This window comes from Streptomyces sp. NPDC058457 (genome assembly GCF_042720695.1).
Classification (GTDB): domain Bacteria; phylum Actinomycetota; class Actinomycetes; order Streptomycetales; family Streptomycetaceae; genus Streptomyces.
In genome coordinates, this window is the sequence record NZ_JBHXLU010000012.1 from 116,277 (window position 1) to 138,453 (window position 22,177).

Sequence of the window (22,177 nt, forward strand, 5' to 3'; positions counted from 1 at the left end):
CGGGCTCACACTAACGCTCCTGGTTGTAGGTGCTGTCAGGACCGAAGCCCTGGCCGTTCGTTTCACTGCCTGCGTTGCGCCCGCGCTCGACGCCGCGACGCAGGTTGCTCAGCCTGCCCCGGATGTCCTCCGGGGCGCGGGAGACCTGTGGGCCTCCCTGAGGGGTGCTCTCGGCGGCTCCCTCGACCAGGTTGGCCTTGGGTACCCGCCTCGGCAGGCCGGAGGAGGTGACCCCGCCCGCCTTGGGCTTGCGCAGCGCCGAGGCCTGCTGCCAGCGCTCGTCGTTCTGCGAACGCCAGGAGCTGTCGCCGACCGGCTCCGGAGCGGAGGACGCCGGTGCCGGAGCCGGAGCCGCCGGTGCCGAGGTCTGCTGCCCGGGACCCGCGCCGTTCGCGCCGCCGGTGGAGCCCCGGCGGGGCAGCCCGGCGTCGGTCAGCTGGTGGCCCGCGGAGGGGGCCGCTCCCGGACGGTCGAAGCCTACGCGGTTCCGCTCGGCCACGTCACCGGCCTGCGCCGACTCCGCTTCCGGAGCGTACTGGGCCGGGTAGCCGTTCGTGTAACCGTCCTGCTGCGGCCAGTCGTCCTGGTAGGGCTGCTCGCCGAAGGCCGCGAACGCCTCGGCGGCCGTGGCCTGCGCGGCCGCGGGCTCCTCCTGGACCTGCTCCGGATAAACGGGCTCCGGGTAGCCGCCGTTGACGGAGAACGCGTCGGGCGAGAACGTGTCGTTCTGCGGCAGGCCGCCGTTCGGCGCGTAGTACTGCTCGTCGTACGTGCTCTGCGGCTGCTCCTGGTACGCCGGCTGCCCGTCGTAGCCCGTGGGCTGCTCCTGGAAACCCGTACCGTTCGTGCCGTAGCCCTGCCGGCCGCTGTCGAACTCGTCGACGTACGCCGGGATCTCCGCGGTCTCCTGCGGGGCCTGCGGGAGCTCTGTGCCCTGCAGGGGCTGCGCCTGGGCCTCCAGGGCCGCACGGCGCTCCTCGCGCATCAGGGAGCGGCCCACGGGGTCGAGGTCACGGATGTCGTCGGGAACCTCGATGTAGCGGCTGTCGTCGAAGCCGAGCTCGGCCGCCGTACGCATCGGCTGGAGCTGCGGCTGACTGAAGCTCTCGGCCTGGAACTGCTGCTCCGGGATGATCTGCGAGACCGTGAACTCGTCGCGGTCCAGCTGCTGTTCGCCACCACCACCGTGGGTGATCGCGTCCGGCAGCATGACCAGCGAGGTGGTGCCGGCCTGCTCGCCGGAGGGGCGCAGCTGGACGCGGATGCCGTGCCGGTCGGACAGCCGGCCGACCACGAACAGGCCCATGCGCTGGGAGATCGCGGCGTCCACGGTCGGCGGGTTGGCCAGCTTGTGGTTGATGTCCGCGAAGTCCTCGGCGGTGAGGCCGATGCCCTTGTCGTGGATCTCGATCATGACGCGGCCGTCGGGGAGACGGGTCGCGGTGACGCGGACCTTGGTCTGCGGCGAGGAGAACGTGGTGGCGTTCTCCAGGAGCTCGGCGAGCAGGTGCACGAGGTCGGTGACCGCGCGGCCGTGGATCTCGGCCTCCGGGACGCCGGAGAGCTCGACGCGCTCGTACTGCTCCACCTCGGAGGAGGCGGCGCGCAGCACGTCGACCAGCGGGACCGGCTGGTCCCAGCGGCGGCCGGGCTCCTCGCCGGCGAGGACCAGGAGGTTCTCGCCGTTGCGGCGCATACGGGTCGCGAGGTGGTCCAGCTTGAAGAGGTTCTCCAGCTGGTCCGGGTCGGCCTCGTTGTTCTCCAGGTCGGTGATCAGGGTCAGCTGGCCCTCGATCAGCGACTGGTTGCGGCGCGACAGGTTGGTGAAGATCGCGTTGATGTTGCCCCGCAGCAGGGCCTGCTCGGCGGCGAGCCGGACGGCCTCGCGGTGGACCTGGTCGAACGCGCGGGCGACTTCGCCGATCTCGTCGGTCGAGGTGATCGGGATCGGCGCCACCCGGGTGTCGACCCGGCCGGGGTCGGTGCGGGAGAGCTGGTCGACCAGCATCGGCAGGCGCTGCTCGGCGATGCCGAAGGCGGCGTTGCGCAGCTGGCGCATCGAGCGGGACATCTGGCGGGCCACCATGCCGGCCAGGATGAACGCGGCGAGCAGCGCGACCATGACCGCGGCGGCGGTGATGAACGCGTCCGTCTTGGCGCTGTCGGCGATGTCGGAGGCCTCGCTCACCGCCTTGTCGGCCATGTCCGACTCGATCGTGCGGTAGGCCTGGTACTTGAGGGTGTTGACCGTCCACCAGTTCTCGGCGGTGATGCCCTCGGTGGCCAGCGCCTGGCGGGTGCTCGCGTCGGTGTTCGGCAGCGTCGCCAGCGCCGAGACCATCGCGTTGTCCTTGGACGGCGGGGCCACGTAGTTCGGGTCCTTGGCCTTGGCCTGCTGGACCAGCGTCGCGCCGTCGGTCCTGATCTTCTTCTCGAGGTCGGTCAGCTTCTGCGCGTCGGCCTCGGTACCACCGCCGACGTACTCCTCGACGGCGATGCCTTCGAGGTAGGCGTACGAGGAGAGGGCGACCCGCTGGGTGGCCAGGTTGCCGGCGTCCGGGCCGGGCTTGACCAGCAGGTGCATGCCGATCGACCGCTCCAGCGACAGGGCGGCCTTGGTGAGCGAGATCGCGTAGACGGTACGGCCGTAGGAGGTGATGTTTCCGGTGCCCAGACCGAGCTCGTTGGCGAACTCCATCAGCGGGTGGGCGACCTGGGTGTAACCCTCTTCCGTCTTCACACCGCCGAGCTTGCTGGTGTAGGCGGCGGCGCGCAGGTTCGTGAGGGTGGGCTCCGCCTCGCGGAACAGCTTCAGGCGGCGCTCCAGGCCCGGCTTCTGCGGCATGTTCTGCGCGGCGGCGTCGAAGGCGTCGGCGGCCTTGTCGGTCGCGGCACGCGCCTGGGTGACCGTCGCCTTGTTCTTGTCCAGGAGCAGTGGTGCCGCGCTGACGTCACGCTCGTTGTAGAGGGCGTCGCCGTAGGTGAGGGCGGCGCGGACCAGGCGCGCGGTGTTCTCCGCGTCCCGGGCCTCCTGCCAGGTGTCGATGGAGCTCTTCACCTGGAAGCCGCCCATGACCAGGCCGACGACCACGGGTATGAGCAGGATCGCGTTCAGCCTGGTCGGCACACGCCAGTTCCGCGGGGAGAAACGGCCGCCGCTCTTCGCGGGCGCGGCCGGTGGTTCCGCGGCTGGCACAGGGGTGGGCGCCGCAGCGCGCGGCGGCGGGGTGAAGTTGCCCCGTGCCGACGGCTCGGGACCGTTCTTGCTTCGCCTCACTCGACCAACAACCTCTCGGCGGCGGGCACCTATCGTCGTGCCGCAGTCTCTCAGAGCCCGGTGTGTCTCAGACCACTACTCAGTACGTCGTTGACTATTGGGCAGTTCAGGCATTCCAGCACGTGGTCCGGTGCACTTCCAAACAGTCCATTGGGGCAGAGAGCGATGATGTAAGCCCCAGATAAAACGGTCATAAAGAGCGAGCCCCGCCAAAAGGCGGGGCTATTGTGAGCGCAGCGGCACCGCGCGACCGCGACGCGTGGCGATACCACTGGATTCCTCTGCCGAAACGTTATGAACACCGGAGCCGACCGTGTCAAAGGCCACAGTCGGCTCCGGTTTCCATACGACAACTGCCGTACCCGACGACGGACTTGGGTACGGCTTCGTAGCTACCGCAGGCGCGCCATGAGGGCGTGCTCCACCAGCGTGATCAGCGCGCTCTTCGCATCGGCGCGGTGCCGGGCGTCGGTCGTGATGATCGGCGCGTCCGGTCCGATCTGCAGCGCCTCGCGCACCTCTTCGGGTGTGTAGGGCTGGTGCCCGTCGAAGCCGTTGAGAGCTATGACGAACGGCAGACCGCTGTTCTCGAAGTAGTCCACCGCCGGGAAACAGTCGGCCAGGCGCCGGGTGTCCACGAGCACCACCGCGCCGATGGCACCCCTGACCAGGTCGTCCCACATGAACCAGAAACGGTCCTGACCGGGTGTGCCGAACAGGTACAGGATCAGGTCCTGGTCGAGCGTGATACGGCCGAAGTCCATGGCCACCGTGGTGGTGGTCTTGTCCCCGGTGTGGGTCAGGTCGTCGATGCCCGCCGAGGCGGACGTCATCACGGCCTCCGTGCGCAGCGGGTTGATCTCGGAGACCGCTCCCACGAACGTGGTCTTGCCGACGCCGAAGCCGCCCGCCACCACGATCTTCGCGGAGGTCGTGGCCCGGCCTCCGTCAGAGCTTGCGAAGTCCACTGAGCACCCTTTCGAGCAGCGTCACGTCAGGTGCGCCACCGTTGTTCTCGTCGCCGCCCGGCTGGTGGATGGCGACCAGGCCGGCCTCGGCGAGGTCGGCCACCAGGATCCGGGCCACACCGAGCGGCATGGCGAGCAGCGCCGAGACCTCGGCCACCGACTTCACCTCGCGGCACAGGTGGCAGATGCGCTGGTGCTCCGGGAGCAGCCCCATGAGCGCTGCCGGGTCGGCCGTCGTGCTGATCAGCGCCTCGATGGCGAGCTGATAGCGCGGCCGGGTCCGGCCGCCGGTCATCGCGTAAGGACGTACCAGCGGCTGGTCGCCCTCGTCCCCGTACGGCTCCGCGTACGGATCATGAGAGGCGGTGGGCGGGGTCATCGTTCCTCCGGGCGGGACAGCAAGTCGGTCAGTCGTGCCGTCGGACGTGGCCGGTGGGGGGATTGTGGCGGCCGGACGGTGATTTGGTGAGGTGGGTTGGATCCAGGCGGTCAGTGGAGCAGACTGCCTTGCAGTTCGGCGCGCAGGTCGGGCGTGAGCACCGCGCCCGCGCGGTCGACCAGCAGTGCCATCTCGTAGCCGACGAGGCCGATGTCGCACTCAGGGTGGGCCAGAACGGCGAGGGACGAACCGTCGGAGACGGACATCAGGAAGAGAAAGCCGCGTTCCATCTCGACGACCGTCTGCGCCACGTTGCCGCCCTCGAAGATCCGGGAGGCCCCGGCCGTCAGCGAGGTGAGCCCGGACGCGACGGCCGCCAGCTGGTCGGCACGGTCACGCGGGAAGCCTTCGGACATCGCCAGAAGGAGACCGTCGGCGGACACGACGACGGTGTGGGACACACCTGGGGTGTTGTCCACGAAGTTGGTGATCAACCAGTTGAGGTTCTGTGCCGCCTGGCTCATCGGACTCAACTAACGCTCCTGCTGGTGAGTGGGGCTCGGGAAGCTGCCGGTCTGCGGGCCAGGACTGGCCTGCCGACCCTGCGCGATACCCCGACGGAGATTGGTCAGCCGGCCGCGTACGTCATCAGGCGCACGCGAGACCTGCGGACCGGTGTGGTGCTGTTGCTGCTGGGCCGTGCCCGGAACGAGGTTCGCCCGGGGTACCCGGCGCGGCAGACCGGAGGTGGTGACACCGCCCGCCGCCGGCTGCCGTACACGCTCCGCCTGCCGGACGAGGTCGTCGTTCGGAGAGGTGCGCCAGGCTGCCTGGGCGGGACGCTGGGGGGCCGCGGCGGCCGGGGCCGGCGGCTGGGAGGGCACCGGCGGGATCGGCGGAACCGACGCCGCCGAACCGTTGCCGTTGCTCTGCGGGCGCTGCTGTTCCTGCTGCTGACCGCCGTGGAACCAGTTGGTCTCCAGCGTGTCGTACAGCGGGGTACGACCGTCACCGGGACCGGTGGCCGGCGGCAGCGCCTCCGGCTCCTGGCGGACCGGCGGCGCGGACGGGACCGGCGGACGCTGCGGCGCACCGAAGTCCATGCCGCGGCCGTTGGTCCCCGGACGCTCGAACTGGCCCGTGCCGTACTGGCCGTTGCCGTTCTGGCCGTTGCCCGGGTAGCCGTTCTGGCGGCCGGGCAGGGAGTGCTGCCCGGTGGAGCCGCCGTCGTAGGACGGTGCGGCGAACTGGCCGGTGGAGCCGTTGTCGTAGGCCTGCGGGGCCGCGAACTGCCCGGTGCTCTGGGAGCCGTTCTGCGGCGCGGTCGGCCCGCCGAAGACATCGGAGCGCACGAACTGGCCGTTGTCCTGCTGGCCGTTCACGTTCGGGCGGGGGAACGACCCGGTGTCCTGCGGGCCGGTCGTACCCGGCCGCGGGAACGAGCCGGTGTCGTGCTGGCCGTTGGCGTTCGGGCGGGGGAACGAGCCGGTGTCCTGCGGGCCGGTGGTACCCGGCCGCGGGAACGAGCCCGTGCTCTGCACGCCGTTCGGCGCGTTGAAGTCCGGGCGCGGGAACTCGCCGGTCGACGGAGCCTGGGGGATCGCCGGCATCTGCGAGGTGGCGCCGAGGCCCTGCCGGTCGTCGATGCGGGGCATCGGCGCCGTGTGGGTCGGGTCCTGCTCGTCATGGCCGCGCGGGGTGTCCAGCGAGGCACGGGAGAGCGGCGGCTGGGCGTTGTCGTCGCTCCAGCTGGGCCGGCCCGCCGGCGGGTTGCCGCCGGGCAGCTCGGCCCGCGGGCCACCGCGCGGCGGCAGCTGGGGCTGACGGCCCTGGTCGGAGGGGTTCGCGGAGCGCTGCGGCGGGACCGGGCCGCGGTTGCCGAAGGCGTCCTGGCCGCCGAAGGAGTCCTGCGGGTTGCCGAACGCGTCCTGGTTGCCGAAGGCACCGGCACCCGGGTTCGGCCGGCCCTGCTGGCCGCGCGTGCCGCCCGGCGCACCGGGACGGCCGCCGTTCTGGCCCGCGCCGGGCAGCGCGGCCCGGGGACCCTGGCCGCCGCTGACCTGGCCGCGCGGACCCGCACCGGCGCCGAGCAGCCCGCCGCCGGAGGGAGCGCCGGAACCGAGGGCACCACCGCGTCCGCCGGCCGCGCCGGCACCGCCGCCGAGCGCCGGGGCGGGGGCACCCGCGCCGAGCGAACCGGCACCGCCGCCCTGGCCGTTGCCCCGCCGGGCCGCGGCCTGCGCGGCGGCCGGACCGCCGGACTGCGCCGGGGCGCCGGGCTTGCCGGGAGCGGGCTTCTTGCCGCCCTGGGCGACGTCGACCGGCAGCATGACCAGCGCGGTCGTACCACCGGAGTCGGACGGGCGCAGCTGGATGCGGATGCCGTGGCGCTGCGACAGCCGGCCGACCACGAAGAGGCCCATGCGGCGGGAGACGGAGACGTCCACGGTGGGCGGCGAGGCGAGCCGCTCGTTGATCGCCGCGAGGTCCTCGGGGGAGAGGCCGATACCGGTGTCGTGGATCTCGATCAGCACGCGCCCGTCGGGCAGCGCGTGACCGGTCACCTTGACCTTGGTCTGCGGCGAGGAGAACGAGGTGGCGTTCTCAAGGAGCTCGGCGAGCAGGTGCACGAGGTCGTTGACCACGCGGCCGGCCACTTCGGTGGTCGGCACGGCGGCCAGTTCGATGCGCTCGTACTGCTCCACCTCGGACGCGGCGGCGCGGAGCACGTCGACCAGCGGGACCGGGCGGGTCCAGCGGCGGCCGGGCTCTTCACCGGCGAGGACCAGAAGGTTCTCACCGTTCCGGCGCATACGGGTCGCGAGGTGGTCGAGCTTGAAGAGGGAGGACAGCTGGTCCGGGTCGGCCTCGCGGGACTCCAGCTCGGAGATGAGCGAGAGCTGACGCTGGATGAGGCCCTGGGAACGGCGCGAGAGGTTGGTGAACATCGCGTTGACGTTGCCCCGCAGCAGGGCCTGCTCGGCGGCGAGGCGGACCGCCTCGCGGTGCACGTCGTCGAAGGCCGCGGCCACCTGGCCGATCTCGTCCCGGGAGTGCACACCGACCGACTCCACGGACGTGTCGACGTCCTGCGGGTCGGACTCGGACAGCTGCTTGACCAGCTCGGGCAGCCGGTCCTGGGCGACCTTGGTGGCGGTCTCCTGGAGGCGGCGCAGCGAGCGGATCATGGAGCGGGCCACGATGAAGGCGCCGACCAGCGACACACCGAGGACCAGCAGGATCAGCGCACCGGAGATGATCGCGGACTGCTCGGAGGAGGCACGCAGCTCGCGGGCCTTCTGCTCCATGTCCTCGAGCAGCGTGTGCTCGATCTTCTGCATCTGCTCGATCTTGGTCGAGCTGTCGTCGACCCAGTCGAGGTACGAGCGCTTGCTGAGCTCGTTCAGACCGTTCTGGGCGCCGAGGGCACGCTTGGCGTAGGTGTCCGCGGCCTCGATCGTCGGGTTGTTCCCGTCGATCGGGCTGAGCAGGTCGGCCGCGTTGCCGGCGTAGATCTTCCGGAAGATCGTCAGCTCGGAGGTCTCGCTCTCCTGGGCGGACTCACCGTACAGGCGGTCGTTCTCGGAGAGGTCGCCGGCGCTCGTGCCGTTGGCGGGCAGGGCCGCGGCGATGACGGCGCGCTGCACGGACGCGTACTCCTTGGCGGTGGAGAACGCCGCCAGGGCGCGGGTGCGCTGGATCATCTCCGGGTTGCTGGAGGCCTGCGCCATGTCCTGGGAGAGGTCGATCAGCTGGGTGATCAGCCGGTGGTAGGCCTCGACCGTCTGGGTCGAGTTCTCCTTCTGCTGATAGGCGTCCTTGCGGATCTTCGCCAGGTCGTCCAGCTGGCCGGCCAGACCGACGAGGCTGTCGCGGACGCCCTGGAGCTGACCGTTCTTGCTCGCGGTGTCGATTTCCTCGGAGGCGTTGAGGAAGTTGTCGCGGGCGCGGTCGGTGTCGGCCTCGAGGCCGGTGACCGCGGGGCTCGTGGCCGACCCGCCGTGCGCCAGCGGACCGGCCGTCTTGTCGCGCTCGGCCTGGAGCGCGGTGGCCAGCTCGGTCGCCTGCGTGGTCATGTCCGTCAGCAGCTGCATGTTGTCGAGCTGCTGGATGGAGTCGAGCGACTGGTTGATGCGCACCGCGCCCAGCGTCGTCGCCGCCACCACGGGGAGCGCGAGCAGCGACACCAGGCGCGTCGAAATGCGCCAGTTGCGCAGGGCTATGCGCGAGCCCGGGTTGGACGTACCCCTCGCGGGCTTGATCGTCGGAGTCGGTGTGGTGGCCGGCTGGGGGCCCGAAGACGCCGACACGGCGGGGCGCCCGGAGCGCTCACCGCCGTCACCACCACCGCCGACCGGGGTCGGGCCCGGGTTCTGGGCGTGCTGGGGCGAGGAACCGCGGTCGGTCCCGCCGTGCGCCTCCGGCTCCGCCGGAGCGCTGCCATCCCTCTTGAAACGTCCCTGCACTAGCGTCGCAACCTCTGGACCAGGCGCCCTTCCGGGAAGGGAAGGACACGGTGTCGGCGTTGTACGGGGAGCGCCCTGAATGCGCCCCCTGTTGGTCGTGAGTGTGACCGGCGCTGGCTCCCCCTGTCTCGCCGCCACTCGGCGCTGCGTTGCGCCCCCTGCGCGCCGGCTCGATCCTGCGGCGGTTCCGTGGAATTCCAGCACAGTGCCGGATCTCCAACAAGGGCCGTGGACCGAGCTGTGACCTCCGTGACAGCGTGTGAGTGACACGTTACGAGATGTGGAAGCCGATCGCGTACATAAAGGGCGTATCCCTGTCAGTCGCCGGTGTGCGGGCCGTGTCCCAGTCGCCATGATCAGGAGCGGAATGACAGGTTCAGTTCGTCAATGTCCGTTTCGTTGCGGTGACTTACCGGCCGGATATGACCGCTTTGCCCATGGTGCCGTGAGCAAACTCACATGTGGATCCAGGCCTCTTGGCGGCTTCGGCCGGGAATTCGATGTTTAGCCTGGCGCTTTACAAGAGGGAAGTCTCTGCCAACCCACACACGACGGGGTCCACTGCAACCGTGAAGACGACGATGATGTTCCGTAACATAGCCAACCCCCGGCGCACCACCCTCGCCCACCTCAAGGACGCCGAGGAACTGCAGACCCCCGAGCTGCCCGAGCACTCCCTCGACCTCCCCGCCCAGACCGCCAACCCGCGGCGCACCATCCTCATGGAGATCCCGGCCGGGACCTCGGTCGCGGAGTAGTACGGGACCCGGCCGCCGTTCACTCACCCACCCGGTCACCGGGTTATTCCACGGCGGCCACCCCTTACCGCGTTAGCCTGGAGCGTCAGACTCCAGCCGGCTCAGTGAGGGGCGCAAGGATCCCGTGCGCATCGCCAGGTTCTCCATCGACGGGAACGTCGCCTTCGGCGCCGTCGAGGGTGACAAGCAGGACGAACTCGTCCTCGACATCATCAAGGGCATTCCGTTCGCGGACTTCGAGCTCTCCGGTACGAAGGTCCCGCTGAGCAAGGTCCGCCTGCTCCCGCCGGTGCTCCCCAACAAGGTCGTCGCGTACGGCCGCAACTACGCGGAGCACGCGAAGGAGCTGGGCAACGAGGTCCCGGACGCCCCCTTCGCCTTCTTCAAGCCGTCGACCTCGGTGATCGGCCCCGGCGACGACATCCAGTACCCCTCCTTCTCCCAGGACCTCCACCACGAGGCCGAACTGGCCGTGGTGATCGGCCGCATGTGCCGCGAGGTCCCGCGCGAGCGCGTGGCGGACGTGATCCTCGGCTACACCTGTGCCAACGACGTCACCGCCCGCGACGTCCAGAAGCGCGAGAAGCAGTGGGCCCGGGCCAAGGGCTTCGACACCTCCTGCCCGCTCGGCCCCTGGGTGGAGACGGACCTGGATCTCGCCACCGCGTCCGACCTGACGATCCAGCTCACGGTCAACGGCGAACAGCGCCAGCTCGGCCGTACGAGCGAGATGATCCACTCCATCGCTGACCTGATCGTCAACATCACCGAGGCCATGACGCTGCTGCCCGGCGACGTCATCCTCACCGGCACCCCGGCAGGGGTCGGCCCCCTCAGCGTCGGCGACGAGGTCGCCGTCACCATCGAAGGCATCGGCACTCTCACCAACAAGGTTGTCAAGCGTGGCTAGCGCACCCGGCACTCCCGTTCGCGTACGTTTCTGTCCGTCCCCCACCGGTAACCCCCACGTGGGCCTGGTCCGCACCGCCTTGTTCAACTGGGCGTTCGCCCGGCACCACCAGGGCACCCTGGTCTTCCGCATCGAGGACACCGACGCGGCCCGCGACTCCGAGGAGTCGTACAACCAGCTGCTCGACGCGATGCGCTGGCTGGGCTTCGACTGGGACGAGGGCCCCGAGGTCGGCGGCCCGCACGCGCCGTACCGCCAGTCGCAGCGGATGGACATCTACGCCGACGTCGCCGAGAAGCTGCTCGACGCCGGTCACGCCTACCACTGCTACTGCTCCCAGGAGGAGCTGGACAGCCGCCGCGAGGCCGCCCGCGCCGCCGGCAGGCCGTCCGGCTACGACGGCCACTGCCGCGACCTCACCGAGGAGCAGGTGGCGGAGTACAGGGCGCAGGGCCGCACCCCGATCGTCCGCTTCCGGATGCCCGACGAGACGATCACCTTCACCGACCTGGTCCGCGGCGAGCTGACCTTCACCCCGGAGAACGTCCCGGACTACGGCATCGTCCGTGCGAACGGCGCCCCGCTGTACACGCTGGTCAACCCGGTCGACGACGCCCTGATGGAGATCACCCACGTCCTGCGCGGCGAGGACCTGCTCTCCTCCACCCCGCGCCAGGTCGCCCTCTACAAGGCGCTGATCGACCTCGGCATCGCCAAGCAGGTCCCGGCCTTCGGCCACCTCCCCTATGTCATGGGCGAGGGCAACAAGAAGCTGTCGAAGCGCGACCCGCAGGCGTCCCTCAACCTCTATCGCGAGCAGGGCTTCCTGCCCGAGGGTCTGCTCAACTACCTCTCGCTGCTGGGCTGGTCGCTCTCCGCCGACCAGGACATCTTCTCGATCGGCGAGATGGTCGCGGCCTTCGACATCGGCGACGTGAACCCCAACCCGGCCCGCTTCGACCTGAAGAAGTGCGAGGCGATCAACGCCGACCACATCCGCATGCTGGATGTGAAGGACTTCACGGAGCGCTGCGCGCCCTGGCTGAAGGCCCCCTTCGCCCCCTGGGCCCCGGAGGACTTCGACGAGGCGAAGTGGGAGGCGATCGCCCCGCACGCCCAGACCCGTCTGAAGGTGCTCTCGGAGATCACCGAGAACGTCGACTTCCTGTTCCTGGCGGAGCCGGTCGAGGACGAGGCGTCCTGGACCAAGGCGATGAAGGAGGGCAGCGACGCCCTCCTGACCACGGCCCGCGAGAAGCTGGAGTCGGCCGACTGGACCTCCCCGGAGTCCCTGAAGGAGGCCGTCCTGGCCGCCGGCGAGGCCCACGGCCTCAAGCTCGGCAAGGCCCAGGCCCCGGTCCGGGTGGCCGTCACCGGCCGCACGGTCGGCCTGCCGCTCTTCGAGTCCCTGGAGATCCTGGGCAAGGAGAAGACGCTGGCGCGGATCGACACGGCACTGGCGAAGCTGACCGCGTAACACGCGGACGTAGGTGAGGGGCGGCGCCGGGGGACTCCGGGCGCCGCCCCTCACCCGTCCCCGATCCGCCCTCACCCGTCCCCGATCCGCCCCCACCCGTCCCCGATCCGTCTCCGGGAGTTAACCCCTACGGCCGACTCCCGCTTCCTGGGCGGACGTTGGATGTTTCCTGTGTGCATGGTGTGCATGCGCATCCGGTACAGGGGGTGGGGGACGTGACCCGTTCACGGCACGAAGTGATCCGTTCGCGCAGACTGGCCACGGCCGTCGTCGCCGGAGCAGCGGCTCTGACCTGCGTCGCAGCGTCCTCACCCGCGCAGGCCGGGCCCGCGGCCCCCCTGCCGGTCGGGTTCGTCACACTCAGGTCGTGGGAGCCGACCCATGTGTACTACATGTGGGCGGGAGCGTCCGGGTTCCAGTGGGAACCCCGGACCTCCATCGGCCCCGGCACCTGGGTCGGCTACCCGGACTTCGTCCCGCCCGCGCACGCCGGTCCGGACGACCTGGCCACCGGCACCGACGTGGTCAGCACCTGGGACGAGGGTGCCAAGGTGACACAGCAGCACCGTTCCACCGGCGTGACGGCCACCGTCACCATCCCCGGGGGCCAGACCTACAAGGCCTCGTCCGGCTGGAGCGTGCTCACCCAGGACACCTCCGGCACCCCGCACGTCCTGCGCGCCGCGGCCGACGGCTCCACCACCGACCTCCCCGTGGCCGGACTCCCCGCGGGTGCCCGGCCCACCGGTTACGTCCCCGGCGGCTCGGTCCGCCGCGCCGCGATCGTCTACACCCTGGACGGCACCACCTCCGTGGGTCTCGTGGACCTGAGCGACGGCACTTTCCGCAGCTACGTCACGGGAGTGGCCGCCGATCCGCCGGTCCGCTTCAACGACCGCTGGCTGGTCGCCGACTGGAGGTACATCCGCGTCGACGCGGCCCCGGGCACCCAGCCCACCGGTATGACGCCCTGGGGCGCCGAGTTGGTGGCCGTCGTCGGTGACCAGCTCCTCACCGGCAACCCGGCCTTCGTCCTGGGCGGCGCCAAGCCCGCGCTGACGGCCCGCTCGCTGACCACCGGCGAGACCAGCACCGTCCTCGCGAACTCCTCCGGGGGGATGACCCCGACCCCGGACGGCGGCGCGCTCGCCACCGCCGGCACCTCCAGCTTCGACTGGAACGTCCACCGCATCACCCCCACCGCGGACGGCGGCACCGCCACCCGGAAGGTGGCCCAGATCCCGGCCGACCCGATACGGGCCGAGGGGCTGGCCATGGCCGGCGGCGAGCTGTTCCTGGACGGCAGGCAGGGCAACGGCCACCTGATCTCCAGCTTCGCGCTCGACGCCGCCGGCGTGCCGGTCGGGCCCCAGACCCGGCGCAGCCCCGTCCTGGCCGACCCCACCTGCCTTCCGGGCGACGCCGCCTGCCCCCAGCTGGAGGCACTCGGCGACGGACACGTCGTCCACCTCTTCACCGACTCCTCCGGCCGGGAGTACGTGATCGAGACCGGCCTCGACACCGCCTCCCTGCAGAACGTGCAGACCGGCGACTCCGGCGGCCGCATCGCCGGTGCCACCGGCCGCTACGTGCTCTACAACGGCGGTACGCCCGGCGTCCAGAAGATCGTCGACTTCCCGCGCGGCGCCACGTCCGGCAGGGTCGCGCTCAGCCGTAGCCGCACCACGGCGGCCCTGTGGGGCACGGTCCTGTGGACGCCCGGCAGCACCAAGGGGTCGATCACCGGCCACGACCTGAAGACCGGCAGGACCACGACCACGGTCACCACCGGCGCCCGCTGCACCCCCACCGACATCCAGGCCGTCAACAGCCGCCTCTACTGGAGCTGCGGCGCCTCCGGCCCGGCCGGGGTCTACGACCGGGCGGCCGGGCGGAACATCCCGGTGCCCGCCGGTCCCTCCCCGGCCCGCCTCGGCGACGGCTTCCTGGTGCGGGAGAACCGGACCACCCACGAACTGCTGCTCACCGACGTCCACACCGGCACCGCGAAGACCCGGGTCGTGGCCGTGCTGCCCACGACCGACCAGAACACGGGCACCAGCAACGGCCGTTGGGCCGTGGACCGGTTCGGCGGCCAGATCGCCTACCTCGACTATTACAAAAAGGTGTGGATCGTCCCCAGCGGCGTCCCCGCCTCGCCGCTCGCCCAGATGGACGCGCAGGTCTACTCGCCGTCCGTCATCACCAGGTCGACACCGTGGTCGCCGGTGTGGCAGCTGAACAAACCGTCCACCTGGACCCTGACGCTCGCCACGCCGTCGGGCACGGTCCGGCGCACCCTGACCGGCACCTCCACGGGCGCGGCCGTCCGCCCGGCCTGGGACGGCACGACCGTCAGCGGCGGCGCCGCCGCGACCGGCACGTACACCTGGAAGCTCACCGCCCGTCCCCGCGACGGCCAGGGCCGGACCCTGACCCTGACCGGCACGATGACGCTGGGCTGACGGCGCCCGCGGGGTACGGTCGGTGTCATGACGATCAGGGCCGTGGTCTGGGACGTGGACGACACTCTCTTCGACTACACGAGCGCCGACCGCGAGGGCATGCGGGCGCATCTGACGACGGAGGGGCTGCTCGCGGGGTGGGAGAGCCCGGAGGCGGCGCTGGTGCGGTGGCGGGAGATCACCGACCGGCAGTGGGCGCGGTTCTCGGCGGGCGAGGTCTCCTTCGAGGACCAGCGCCGCGACCGGGTGCGGGTGTTCCTGGAGACGGAGCTGACCGACGCCCAGGCCGACGACTGGTTTCGCCGTTACCGGACGCACTACGAGGCCGTCTGGACCCTCTTCCCGGACGTCCTGCCCGCCCTGGACGCCCTCGCGGCCGGCTACCGGCACGCCGTGCTGTCCAACTCCAGCCTGCACGTCCAGGACCACAAGCTGCGCACGCTCGGGGTGCACGACCGCTTCGAGGCCGTCCTGTGCGCCGCCGAACTGGGCGTCTCCAAGCCCGCGGCCGGCGCCTTCCTGGCAGCCTGCGAGGCGCTGGAACTCGCCCCGCACCAGGTCGCGTACGTCGGCGACCACCCGGAGATCGACGGGCGCGGCGCCGCCGACGCCGGGCTGCTGTCGGTGTGGATCGACCGCCACGGACCGGCCGCCGCACCGTTCATCGCACCGGCCACCAGGGCCGACGCCCCCGCCGGTGCGCACCGGATCGCCTCCCTCGCCGAACTGCCCGCGATCCTCCGCGCCGATACCCGTTTTGGAGCCCCGTCCACCTTCAGGTAATGTTCTTCCTGCGCCGCCGGGGAGCGGGCCGAAAGGCCGGAACCGGAGGCGCGAAACTAGAACAAGATCCCCTCAGGGGTTTGCGTTCCAGTGGCCTATGGTGTAATTGGCAGCACGACTGATTCTGGTTCAGTTAGTCTTGGTTCGAGTCCAGGTAGGCCAGCTCGCAGAGCTCATCTGCAAAGCCCCCGTTGTGTAGCGGCCTAGCACGCTGCCCTCTCAAGGCAGTAGCGCCGGTTCGAATCCGGTCGGGGGTACGGAGATCTTCCACGGATGATCGCTAGGGCCCCCGTTGTGTAGCGGCCTAGCACGCCGCCCTCTCAAGGCGGTAGCGCCGGTTCGAATCCGGTCGGGGGTACGAACTGGTCTAAACCACATTGGTCTATGGTGTAATTGGCAGCACGACTGATTCTGGTTCAGTTAGTCTTGGTTCGAGTCCAGGTAGACCAGCTCGGACCTGCGGAAACGCAGGTCTTCGCCCCCGTTGTGTAGCGGCCTAGCACGCCGCCCTCTCAAGGCGGTAGCGCCGGTTCGAATCCGGTCGGGGGTACACACAGAAGGCCCTTCGCTTCGGCGGAGGGCCTTTGTCGTGGCGTACGGCGAGGAGCGTACGGCGCCCTACTCGAAGCCGTAGCGCCGGGCCGTCTCCTCCTCCTGGGCCAGCCGGTGCAGCGCCTGGAGCATCGGCTCCACCAGCACCGCGCTGGCCACCGCGGCCTCCACCTTCTCCTCCTCCGACGGATGCGTCTCCAGGAAGTCCAGGTCGGCGACGGCTGCCTGGTACATCAACTTCGCGCGCGGTAGGAGGAGTTCGGCGTCCCAGTCGTAGCCGAGCCGGCGGAACGCGGCCAGTGCGACCACCAGTCGGCGGTACGCGGGGGAGATCGTCGTCAGCTGCTTGGCGTTCTCCCAGCCGAGGGCGTCAAGGAGGGCGTCGGCCTCCCGGTGTGCGGCCCGCACGTACTCGTCGTCCTCGTCCGGCTCCGGCAGCTGGGGGAGTGCCCACAGGGCGGCGCCCACCCGGATCGTGCGGCCCAGCGAGTCGTCGTCGACATGCCCGAGCACCTCGCGGACCGTCGCCACGGGAATCCGCCCCACCTGGATCATCGCCCGCACCAGCCGCAGCCGCCGCAGGTGCTCCTCGTCGTACTCCGCGGTCGTGGCGTTGACCTGGCGGCCCGGCGGCAACAGTCCCTCGCGCAGGTAGTACTTGATCGTCGCGGCGGACACCCCGCTGCGCTCGCTCAACTGGGCAAGCCGCATGTCTTGCGCGCCTCCTTGGTAAGTGCCACTATCCAAACACTGACAGAAGGATAGTGACGCTATCCGACAGGGTTCCGGGGGTGTCGTTCCTCATGTTCACCAAACCGATTCCGGGCCGTACGACCGCTGCCCGCGAGGGTGACGCGGTGGTCCTGCTCATCGGCATGCGCATCAACCACTTCTGGGCGGTCCACCAGTGGCTCCCGGTCATGCTGTCGATGTTCCGCATGCTGAAAGAGCTCGCGCGGGACCCCGGCCGGGGGCTGCTCGGCCGCGTCCTGCTGACGGCTTCGCCGCGGACGTACTACGTCGTCCAGTACTGGGAGTCGAAGGAGAAGCTGTACGCGTACGCGAGTTCGCCGGAGATGCTCCACCACGGGATGTGGAGCATCGTGAACCGCAAGGAGCGGGCGGGGAAGGTCCGCGGTCATGTGGGCCTCTGGCACGAGACCTACGTGGCGCCCGAGGGCGCGTACGAGTCGATCTACTTCGACATGCCGGAGTTCGGGATGGGCGCGGCGAGCGGAGTGCTGCCGCTGGAACGCCGGGGGCGCTACGGGAAGGACCGGTTCGCTTATCGCTCCGGGAGCTGACTTACCTAGGGGCGCGGGGAACTGCGCGATCAGCCACGACGGCGTCGCGGACGGCAGACGGCCGGTGGTGGCAGACGCTGCGCCGTGGGAGCTGCGGTCACTGGGCGGGTGCGGGCAGTGCGTGGCTGGTCGCGCAGTTCCCCGCGCCCCTGGGTGGGGACAGTCCCCCACGGAGAAGGCTTCACCCTCCTTGAAGAAAGGGCCTGCCGCGGCGTTGAGGCGGGCCCCTTCCGACGGGAGCGTCAGCCCGTGCGGCGCAGCGCCTCCGACAGGCGGGCCGCCGCGTCGATCACGGCCTGGGCGTGCATGCGTCCGGGGTGGCGGGTCAGGCGCTCGATGGGGCCGGAGACGGAGACGGCCGCCACCACGCGGTTGGACGGCCCCCGCACCGGCGCCGACACCGACGCCACGCCCGGCTCCCGCTCGCCGATGGACTGGGCCCAGCCGCGGCGGCGGACACCCGAGAGGGCCGTCGCTGTGAAGCGCGCGCCCTGGAGGCCACGGTGCAGCCGCTCCGGCTCCTCCCAGGCCATCAGGATCTGCGCCGAGGAACCGGCCTTCATCGTGAGCGTCGAGCCGACCGGGACCGTGTCCCGAAGGCCGGACAGCCGCTCCGCGGCGGCCACGCAGATCCGCATGTCGCCCTGGCGGCGATACAGCTGCGCACTCTCCCCGGTGATGTCACGGAGGTGCGTCAGCACCGGGCCCGCCGTCGCGAGCAGGCGGTCCTCGCCGGCCGCCGCGGCCAGTTCCGCGAGTCGCGGACCGAGAATGAAACGGCCCTGCATGTCGCGTGCCACCATGCGGTGGTGTTCCAGAGCCACGGCCAGCCGGTGGGCCGTGGGCCGTGCCAGTCCGGTGGCCCCGACCAGACCCGCGAGGGTGGCCGGACCGGACTCCAGAGCGCTCAGGACAAGGGCCGCCTTGTCCAGAACGCCGACGCCGCTACTGTTGTCCATGCAACGATACTCACGTCTCACTCTGTGAAACGCAAGTTCAATTTTCCGTGGAACGCGCCACCCTGGAATCACACAGTGGCCCGCAGACCAACGGGCCCGGCGGCGGACGCCCGGAACCACGACTTCAGGGGCCCGGTACACGGGCAGCCGCTTCCTCAAGATCTCTAGTTGGGCCGGTGCACGTCTGCCGGCCGGAGGGAAAGCGATGGGTAGGACACTCGCGGAGAAGGTCTGGGACGACCACGTCGTCCGGCGCGCCGAGGGCGAGCCCGACCTCCTCTTCATCGATCTGCACCTGCTGCACGAGGTGACCAGCCCGCAGGCCTTCGACGGGCTGCGCCAGAACGGCCGCCAGGTGCGCCGCCTCGACCTCACCATCGCGACCGAGGACCACAACACCCCGACCCTCGACATCGACAAGCCCATCGCGGACCCGGTCTCCCGCGCCCAGCTGGAGACGCTGCGCAAGAACTGCGCCGAGTTCGGGGTGCGCCTGCACCCGCTGGGCGACGTCGAGCAGGGCGTCGTGCACGTCGTCGGCCCGCAGCTGGGCCTGACCCAGCCCGGCACGACCGTCGTCTGCGGCGACTCGCACACCTCCACGCACGGCGCCTTCGGCGCGCTGGCGTTCGGCATCGGCACCTCCCAGGTGGAGCACGTGCTGGCCACCCAGACGCTGCCGCTGGCCCGCCCGAAGACCATGGCCATCACGGTCGACGGCGAGCTGCCCGACGGCGTCACCGCCAAGGACCTGATCCTGGCGATCATCGCCAAGATCGGTACCGGCGGCGGCCAGGGCTACATCCTGGAGTACCGCGGCTCCGCCATCGAGAAGCTCTCGATGGAGGCCCGGATGACCATCTGCAACATGTCGATCGAGGCCGGCGCCCGCGCGGGCATGATCGCCCCGGACGAGACCACCTTCGCGTACCTCAAGGGCCGTGCCCACGCCCCCGAGGGCGAGGACTGGGACGCGGCGGTCGCGTACTGGAAGACCCTGAAGACGGACGCGGACGCGGAATTCGACGCCGAGGTGCACATCGACGCCGCCGCGCTCTCGCCGTTCGTCACCTGGGGCACCAACCCGGGGCAGGGTGCGCCGCTTTCGGCGGACGTCCCCGACCCGGCTTCGTACGAAGACGCTTCGGAGCGCTTCGCCGCCGAAAAGGCCCTGGAGTACATGGGGTTGGAGGCCGGCCAGCCGCTGCGCTCGATCAACGTGGACACCGTCTTCGTAGGCTCCTGCACCAACGGCCGGATCGAGGACCTGCGCGCCGCCGCCGAGATCCTCAAGGACCGCAAAGTCGCCGACGGCGTACGGATGCTGGTCGTCCCCGGCTCCGCGCGGGTCGGCCTGCAGGCCGTCTCCGAGGGCCTGGACGTGGTCTTCAAGGACGCCGGCGCCGAATGGCGGCACGCGGGCTGCTCGATGTGCCTGGGCATGAACCCCGACCAGCTGGCCCCGGGCGAGCGCTCCGCGTCCACCTCCAACCGCAACTTCGAGGGGCGGCAGGGCAAGGGCGGCCGTACCCATCTGGTGTCCCCGCAGGTCGCGGCCGCCACGGCCGTCCTGGGCCACCTGGCCTCGCCCGCCGACCTGTCCGACGCCGACGTCCGCACGCCCGCTGGAGTCTGATCAGCCATGGAAGCATTCACCACGCACACCGGCCGGGCCGTCCCGCTGCGCCGCTCCAACGTCGACACCGACCAGATCATCCCTGCTCACTGGCTCAAGAAGGTCACCAGGGACGGCTTCGAGGACGGTCTGTTCGAGGCCTGGCGCAAGGACGAGAACTTCATCCTCAACCGCCCCGAGCGGCAGGGCGCGACCGTCCTGGTCGCCGGCCCCGACTTCGGCACCGGCTCCTCCCGTGAGCACGCCGTCTGGGCGCTGCAGAACTACGGCTTCAAGACCGTGATCTCCTCCCGCTTCGCCGACATCTTCCGGGGCAACTCGCTGAAGAACGGCCTGCTCACGGTGGTCCTGGACCAGAAGATCGTGGAGGCGCTGCAGGAGCTGTCGGAGAACGACCCGCAGGCCGAGATCACGGTCGACCTGGAGGCCCGCGAGGTGCGCGCCGAGGGCGTCACCGCCTCCTTCGAGCTGGACGAGAACTCCCGCTGGCGGCTGCTGAACGGCCTGGACGACATCTCCATCACCCTCCGGAACGAGGCGGACATCGCCGAGTACGAGGCCAAGCGGCCGTCGTACAAGCCGCGGACGCTCCAGGTCTGATCCCGAGCCCGCTTCGGGCATGATCGGCACATCTGAATACGGCTGGTTTCAGCCACCGCAACGCCCCGCCTGTACCCCCGATCGCCACGATTGGGGGTACAGCCATGTCTGCACCCGAACGGGCGCTCGCGTTGTCGCAGGTCTTGCCAACTTCCCACGTTAGGGCGGATGTTGTCGGGGTACGTGAGTGCTGTGTCCGTGGCTTCCGCAAGTGCCCGGAAGGCCATTTGAGGCGCCAGTTGCACCCTGCGCAGGCGACAACTCGCCCCAGATGGCACAATCTGTGCATGGAACACGACGGCCAACTCCAGCTCTATGCGGCGGTCGCGGGCCAACTCAAGGAAGCGCACACAAGAGTGCGCGCACTGCAAGTCCCGGAGGGCGTACGGATGGCGCTGACCCGGAAGCTGCTGGTCATTACGGCCGCGGCCAAACACGACGTCGCCGACGCGGCAAGGCGGCTCGAACGGTTCAACGCGGACCTCGACGCGGGTCGAATCCCCGAAGAGGACCGCTGACCGGACCGTACGAGCAGGCCGAGTCCGTTGCGGCACAAGGGTGATAAGCCCGTTTCGTGTTTGATTTGCGGTATATATCTGCCTAACGTGCGAAAAAGCTTGAACACATTCGTTCTGGCGATGTCTCCGAAGGGGAAGACGTGAACAAGGCGCAGCTCGTAGAAGCGATTGCCGACAAGATGGGCGGCCGCCAGCAGGCCGCCGAGGCTGTCGACCATGTCCTGGACGCCATCGTCCGCGCGGTCGTCGCGGGTGAGCGGGTCTCGGTCACCGGCTTCGGGTCCTTCGAGAAGGTGGACCGCCCCGCCCGCTACGCCCGCAACCCCCAGACGGGCGAGCGGGTTCGGGTCAAGAAGACCTCCGTGCCGCGCTTCCGTGCCGGTCAGGGCTTCAAGGACCTGGTGAGCGGCTCCAAGAAGCTGCCGCGCGGCGGTGAGGTCGCGGTCAAGAAGGCGCCCAAGGGCAGCCTGACCGGCGGCGCTTCGGCGACGGTCAAGAAGGCGGCGGCGAAGAAGACCACTGCCAGGAAGACGGCTGCGGTGGCGAAGAAGACCGCCGTGAAGAAGACGGTGGCGAAGAAGACCACCACCGCTGCCGCGAAGAAGACCACGGCGGCGGCGAAGAAGACCACCGCGAAGAAGACCACGGCGACGGCGAAGAAGACGGCCGCGAAGAAGGCGCCGGCCAAGAAGGTCACCGCCAAGAAGGCGCCGGCCAAGAAGTCGACGGCGCGTAAGGCTCCCGCCAAGAAGGCCACGGCTCGCTGACGCGGGGAGCGTCGAGGTACTCACGCGACGGGCCGGATTCCCTTGGGGGAGTCCGGCCCGCGGTGTGTTCAGGAGATGCGTTGTGTTTCGGGTGCCGGTCGGTGGGGGCTGGTCGCGCAGTTCCCCGCGCCCCTGAGTTTCCGACCTCAGAGCGTCTGCAACGTCACCAGGGTGATCCGGAGGTTGTCCCCGGTCCCCTCCGTTTCGATCCGTACCCGTTGTCCGGGGCGCAGCAGCCTCAGGCCCCCCGCCTCGAACGCCGGGCCGTCGAAGGGCACCGGGGTCCCGTCGTCCAGCAGCACCTGGCCACTGCGGGTCTCGGGGTCGTACGTGTATGCGGTCGCCTGCATGAGCGCAG

At 70.2% G+C, this 22,177-nt stretch carries 18 protein-coding genes and 5 tRNA genes; 15 read left to right on the forward strand and 8 right to left on the reverse strand.

Annotated features, from left to right (window positions below):
* Positions 1-10: 10 nt before the first annotated feature.
* From ACFWPS_RS13185 to ACFWPS_RS13205, 5 genes are all read right to left on the reverse strand, one after another.
* Positions 11-3,277, reverse strand: coding sequence for a nitrate- and nitrite sensing domain-containing protein (locus ACFWPS_RS13185; protein WP_383704243.1), 3,267 nt, complete (start codon positions 3,275-3,277; stop codon positions 11-13).
* A gap of 392 nt (positions 3,278-3,669) precedes the next feature.
* Entirely contained in the window at positions 3,670-4,245 is a 576-nt protein-coding gene (locus ACFWPS_RS13190) for an ATP/GTP-binding protein (protein ID WP_046729249.1), read from the reverse strand.
* A complete protein-coding gene (locus ACFWPS_RS13195) occupies positions 4,226-4,624 on the reverse strand; it encodes a DUF742 domain-containing protein (RefSeq protein ID WP_019058642.1) in 399 nt (132 codons plus the stop codon). Before ACFWPS_RS13195 ends, ACFWPS_RS13190 begins: the two co-directional genes overlap by 20 nt.
* Positions 4,625-4,734: 110 nt before the next feature.
* Positions 4,735-5,148, reverse strand: coding sequence for a roadblock/LC7 domain-containing protein (locus ACFWPS_RS13200; RefSeq protein WP_003973453.1), 414 nt, complete (start codon positions 5,146-5,148; stop codon positions 4,735-4,737).
* 9 nt (positions 5,149-5,157) lie between these two features.
* Positions 5,158-9,090: a nitrate- and nitrite sensing domain-containing protein gene (locus tag ACFWPS_RS13205; RefSeq protein ID WP_383704245.1), complete on the reverse strand. Its 3,933-nt coding sequence runs from the start codon at positions 9,088-9,090 to the stop codon at positions 5,158-5,160.
* Positions 9,091-9,659: 569 nt separating this feature from the next.
* Here ACFWPS_RS13205 and ACFWPS_RS13210 point away from each other — a divergent pair.
* From ACFWPS_RS13210 to ACFWPS_RS13255, 10 genes are all read left to right on the forward strand, one after another.
* On the forward strand, positions 9,660-9,848 hold the full coding sequence (locus ACFWPS_RS13210) for a hypothetical protein (protein ID WP_217547523.1): 189 nt from the start codon (positions 9,660-9,662) through the stop codon (positions 9,846-9,848).
* Between the two features lie 124 nt (positions 9,849-9,972).
* A complete protein-coding gene (locus ACFWPS_RS13215) occupies positions 9,973-10,758 on the forward strand; it encodes a fumarylacetoacetate hydrolase family protein (RefSeq protein WP_383704247.1) in 786 nt (261 codons plus the stop codon).
* Complete coding sequence (gene gltX, locus ACFWPS_RS13220) at positions 10,751-12,235, forward strand: glutamate--tRNA ligase (protein ID WP_383704249.1); 1,485 nt, start codon at positions 10,751-10,753, stop codon at positions 12,233-12,235. The genes ACFWPS_RS13215 and gltX overlap by 8 nt, the downstream gene beginning before the upstream one ends.
* Before the next feature lie 215 nt (positions 12,236-12,450).
* Positions 12,451-14,700 (forward strand): hypothetical protein, encoded by a 2,250-nt coding sequence (locus tag ACFWPS_RS13225; RefSeq protein ID WP_383704251.1) that lies wholly within the window; start codon positions 12,451-12,453, stop codon positions 14,698-14,700.
* 27 nt (positions 14,701-14,727) lie between these two features.
* On the forward strand, positions 14,728-15,483 hold the full coding sequence (locus tag ACFWPS_RS13230) for an HAD family hydrolase (protein ID WP_383704253.1): 756 nt from the start codon (positions 14,728-14,730) through the stop codon (positions 15,481-15,483).
* 91 nt (positions 15,484-15,574) lie between these two features.
* Positions 15,575-15,646: transfer RNA gene (locus tag ACFWPS_RS13235), tRNA-Gln, on the forward strand.
* A 21-nt stretch (positions 15,647-15,667) separates the two neighbouring features.
* A tRNA-Glu gene (locus ACFWPS_RS13240) sits at positions 15,668-15,740 on the forward strand.
* Positions 15,741-15,768: 28 nt separating this feature from the next.
* A tRNA-Glu gene (locus ACFWPS_RS13245) sits at positions 15,769-15,841 on the forward strand.
* Between the two features lie 20 nt (positions 15,842-15,861).
* Positions 15,862-15,933 (forward strand) — tRNA-Gln (locus tag ACFWPS_RS13250).
* Positions 15,934-15,960: 27 nt separating this feature from the next.
* Positions 15,961-16,033, forward strand: a tRNA-Glu gene (locus tag ACFWPS_RS13255).
* Positions 16,034-16,101: 68 nt separating this feature from the next.
* Here ACFWPS_RS13255 and ACFWPS_RS13260 read toward each other — a convergent pair.
* Positions 16,102-16,746: a MerR family transcriptional regulator gene (locus ACFWPS_RS13260; RefSeq protein ID WP_217547515.1), complete on the reverse strand. Its 645-nt coding sequence runs from the start codon at positions 16,744-16,746 to the stop codon at positions 16,102-16,104.
* A 92-nt stretch (positions 16,747-16,838) separates the two neighbouring features.
* Here ACFWPS_RS13260 and ACFWPS_RS13265 point away from each other — a divergent pair, with 92 nt between their 5' ends.
* Positions 16,839-17,339 (forward strand): DUF4188 domain-containing protein, encoded by a 501-nt coding sequence (locus tag ACFWPS_RS13265; RefSeq protein WP_383704255.1) that lies wholly within the window; start codon positions 16,839-16,841, stop codon positions 17,337-17,339.
* A gap of 242 nt (positions 17,340-17,581) precedes the next feature.
* Here the strand turns inward: ACFWPS_RS13265 and ndgR are convergent, their stop codons facing one another.
* A complete protein-coding gene (gene ndgR, locus ACFWPS_RS13270) occupies positions 17,582-18,298 on the reverse strand; it encodes an IclR family transcriptional regulator NdgR (protein ID WP_089098541.1) in 717 nt (238 codons plus the stop codon).
* A 205-nt stretch (positions 18,299-18,503) separates the two neighbouring features.
* Between ndgR and leuC the strand changes: the two genes are divergently transcribed.
* The 4 genes from leuC to ACFWPS_RS13290 all read left to right on the forward strand — a co-directional run bounded on the left by leuC (position 18,504) and on the right by ACFWPS_RS13290 (position 21,819).
* On the forward strand, positions 18,504-19,934 hold the full coding sequence (leuC, locus tag ACFWPS_RS13275) for a 3-isopropylmalate dehydratase large subunit (RefSeq protein ID WP_089098540.1): 1,431 nt from the start codon (positions 18,504-18,506) through the stop codon (positions 19,932-19,934).
* 6 nt (positions 19,935-19,940) lie between these two features.
* Entirely contained in the window at positions 19,941-20,534 is a 594-nt protein-coding gene (leuD, locus tag ACFWPS_RS13280) for a 3-isopropylmalate dehydratase small subunit (RefSeq protein ID WP_383704257.1), read from the forward strand.
* Between the two features lie 287 nt (positions 20,535-20,821).
* Positions 20,822-21,052, forward strand: a complete 231-nt coding sequence (locus ACFWPS_RS13285) for a hypothetical protein (protein ID WP_089098538.1) — start codon at positions 20,822-20,824, stop codon at positions 21,050-21,052.
* 140 nt (positions 21,053-21,192) lie between these two features.
* On the forward strand, positions 21,193-21,819 hold the full coding sequence (locus ACFWPS_RS13290) for an HU family DNA-binding protein (RefSeq protein ID WP_383704259.1): 627 nt from the start codon (positions 21,193-21,195) through the stop codon (positions 21,817-21,819).
* A 146-nt stretch (positions 21,820-21,965) separates the two neighbouring features.
* On the opposite strand, the gene ACFWPS_RS13295 is transcribed toward ACFWPS_RS13290, so the two are convergent.
* Complete coding sequence (locus tag ACFWPS_RS13295; RefSeq protein WP_383704261.1) at positions 21,966-22,169, reverse strand: hypothetical protein; 204 nt, start codon at positions 22,167-22,169, stop codon at positions 21,966-21,968.
* Positions 22,170-22,177 lie beyond the last annotated feature (8 nt).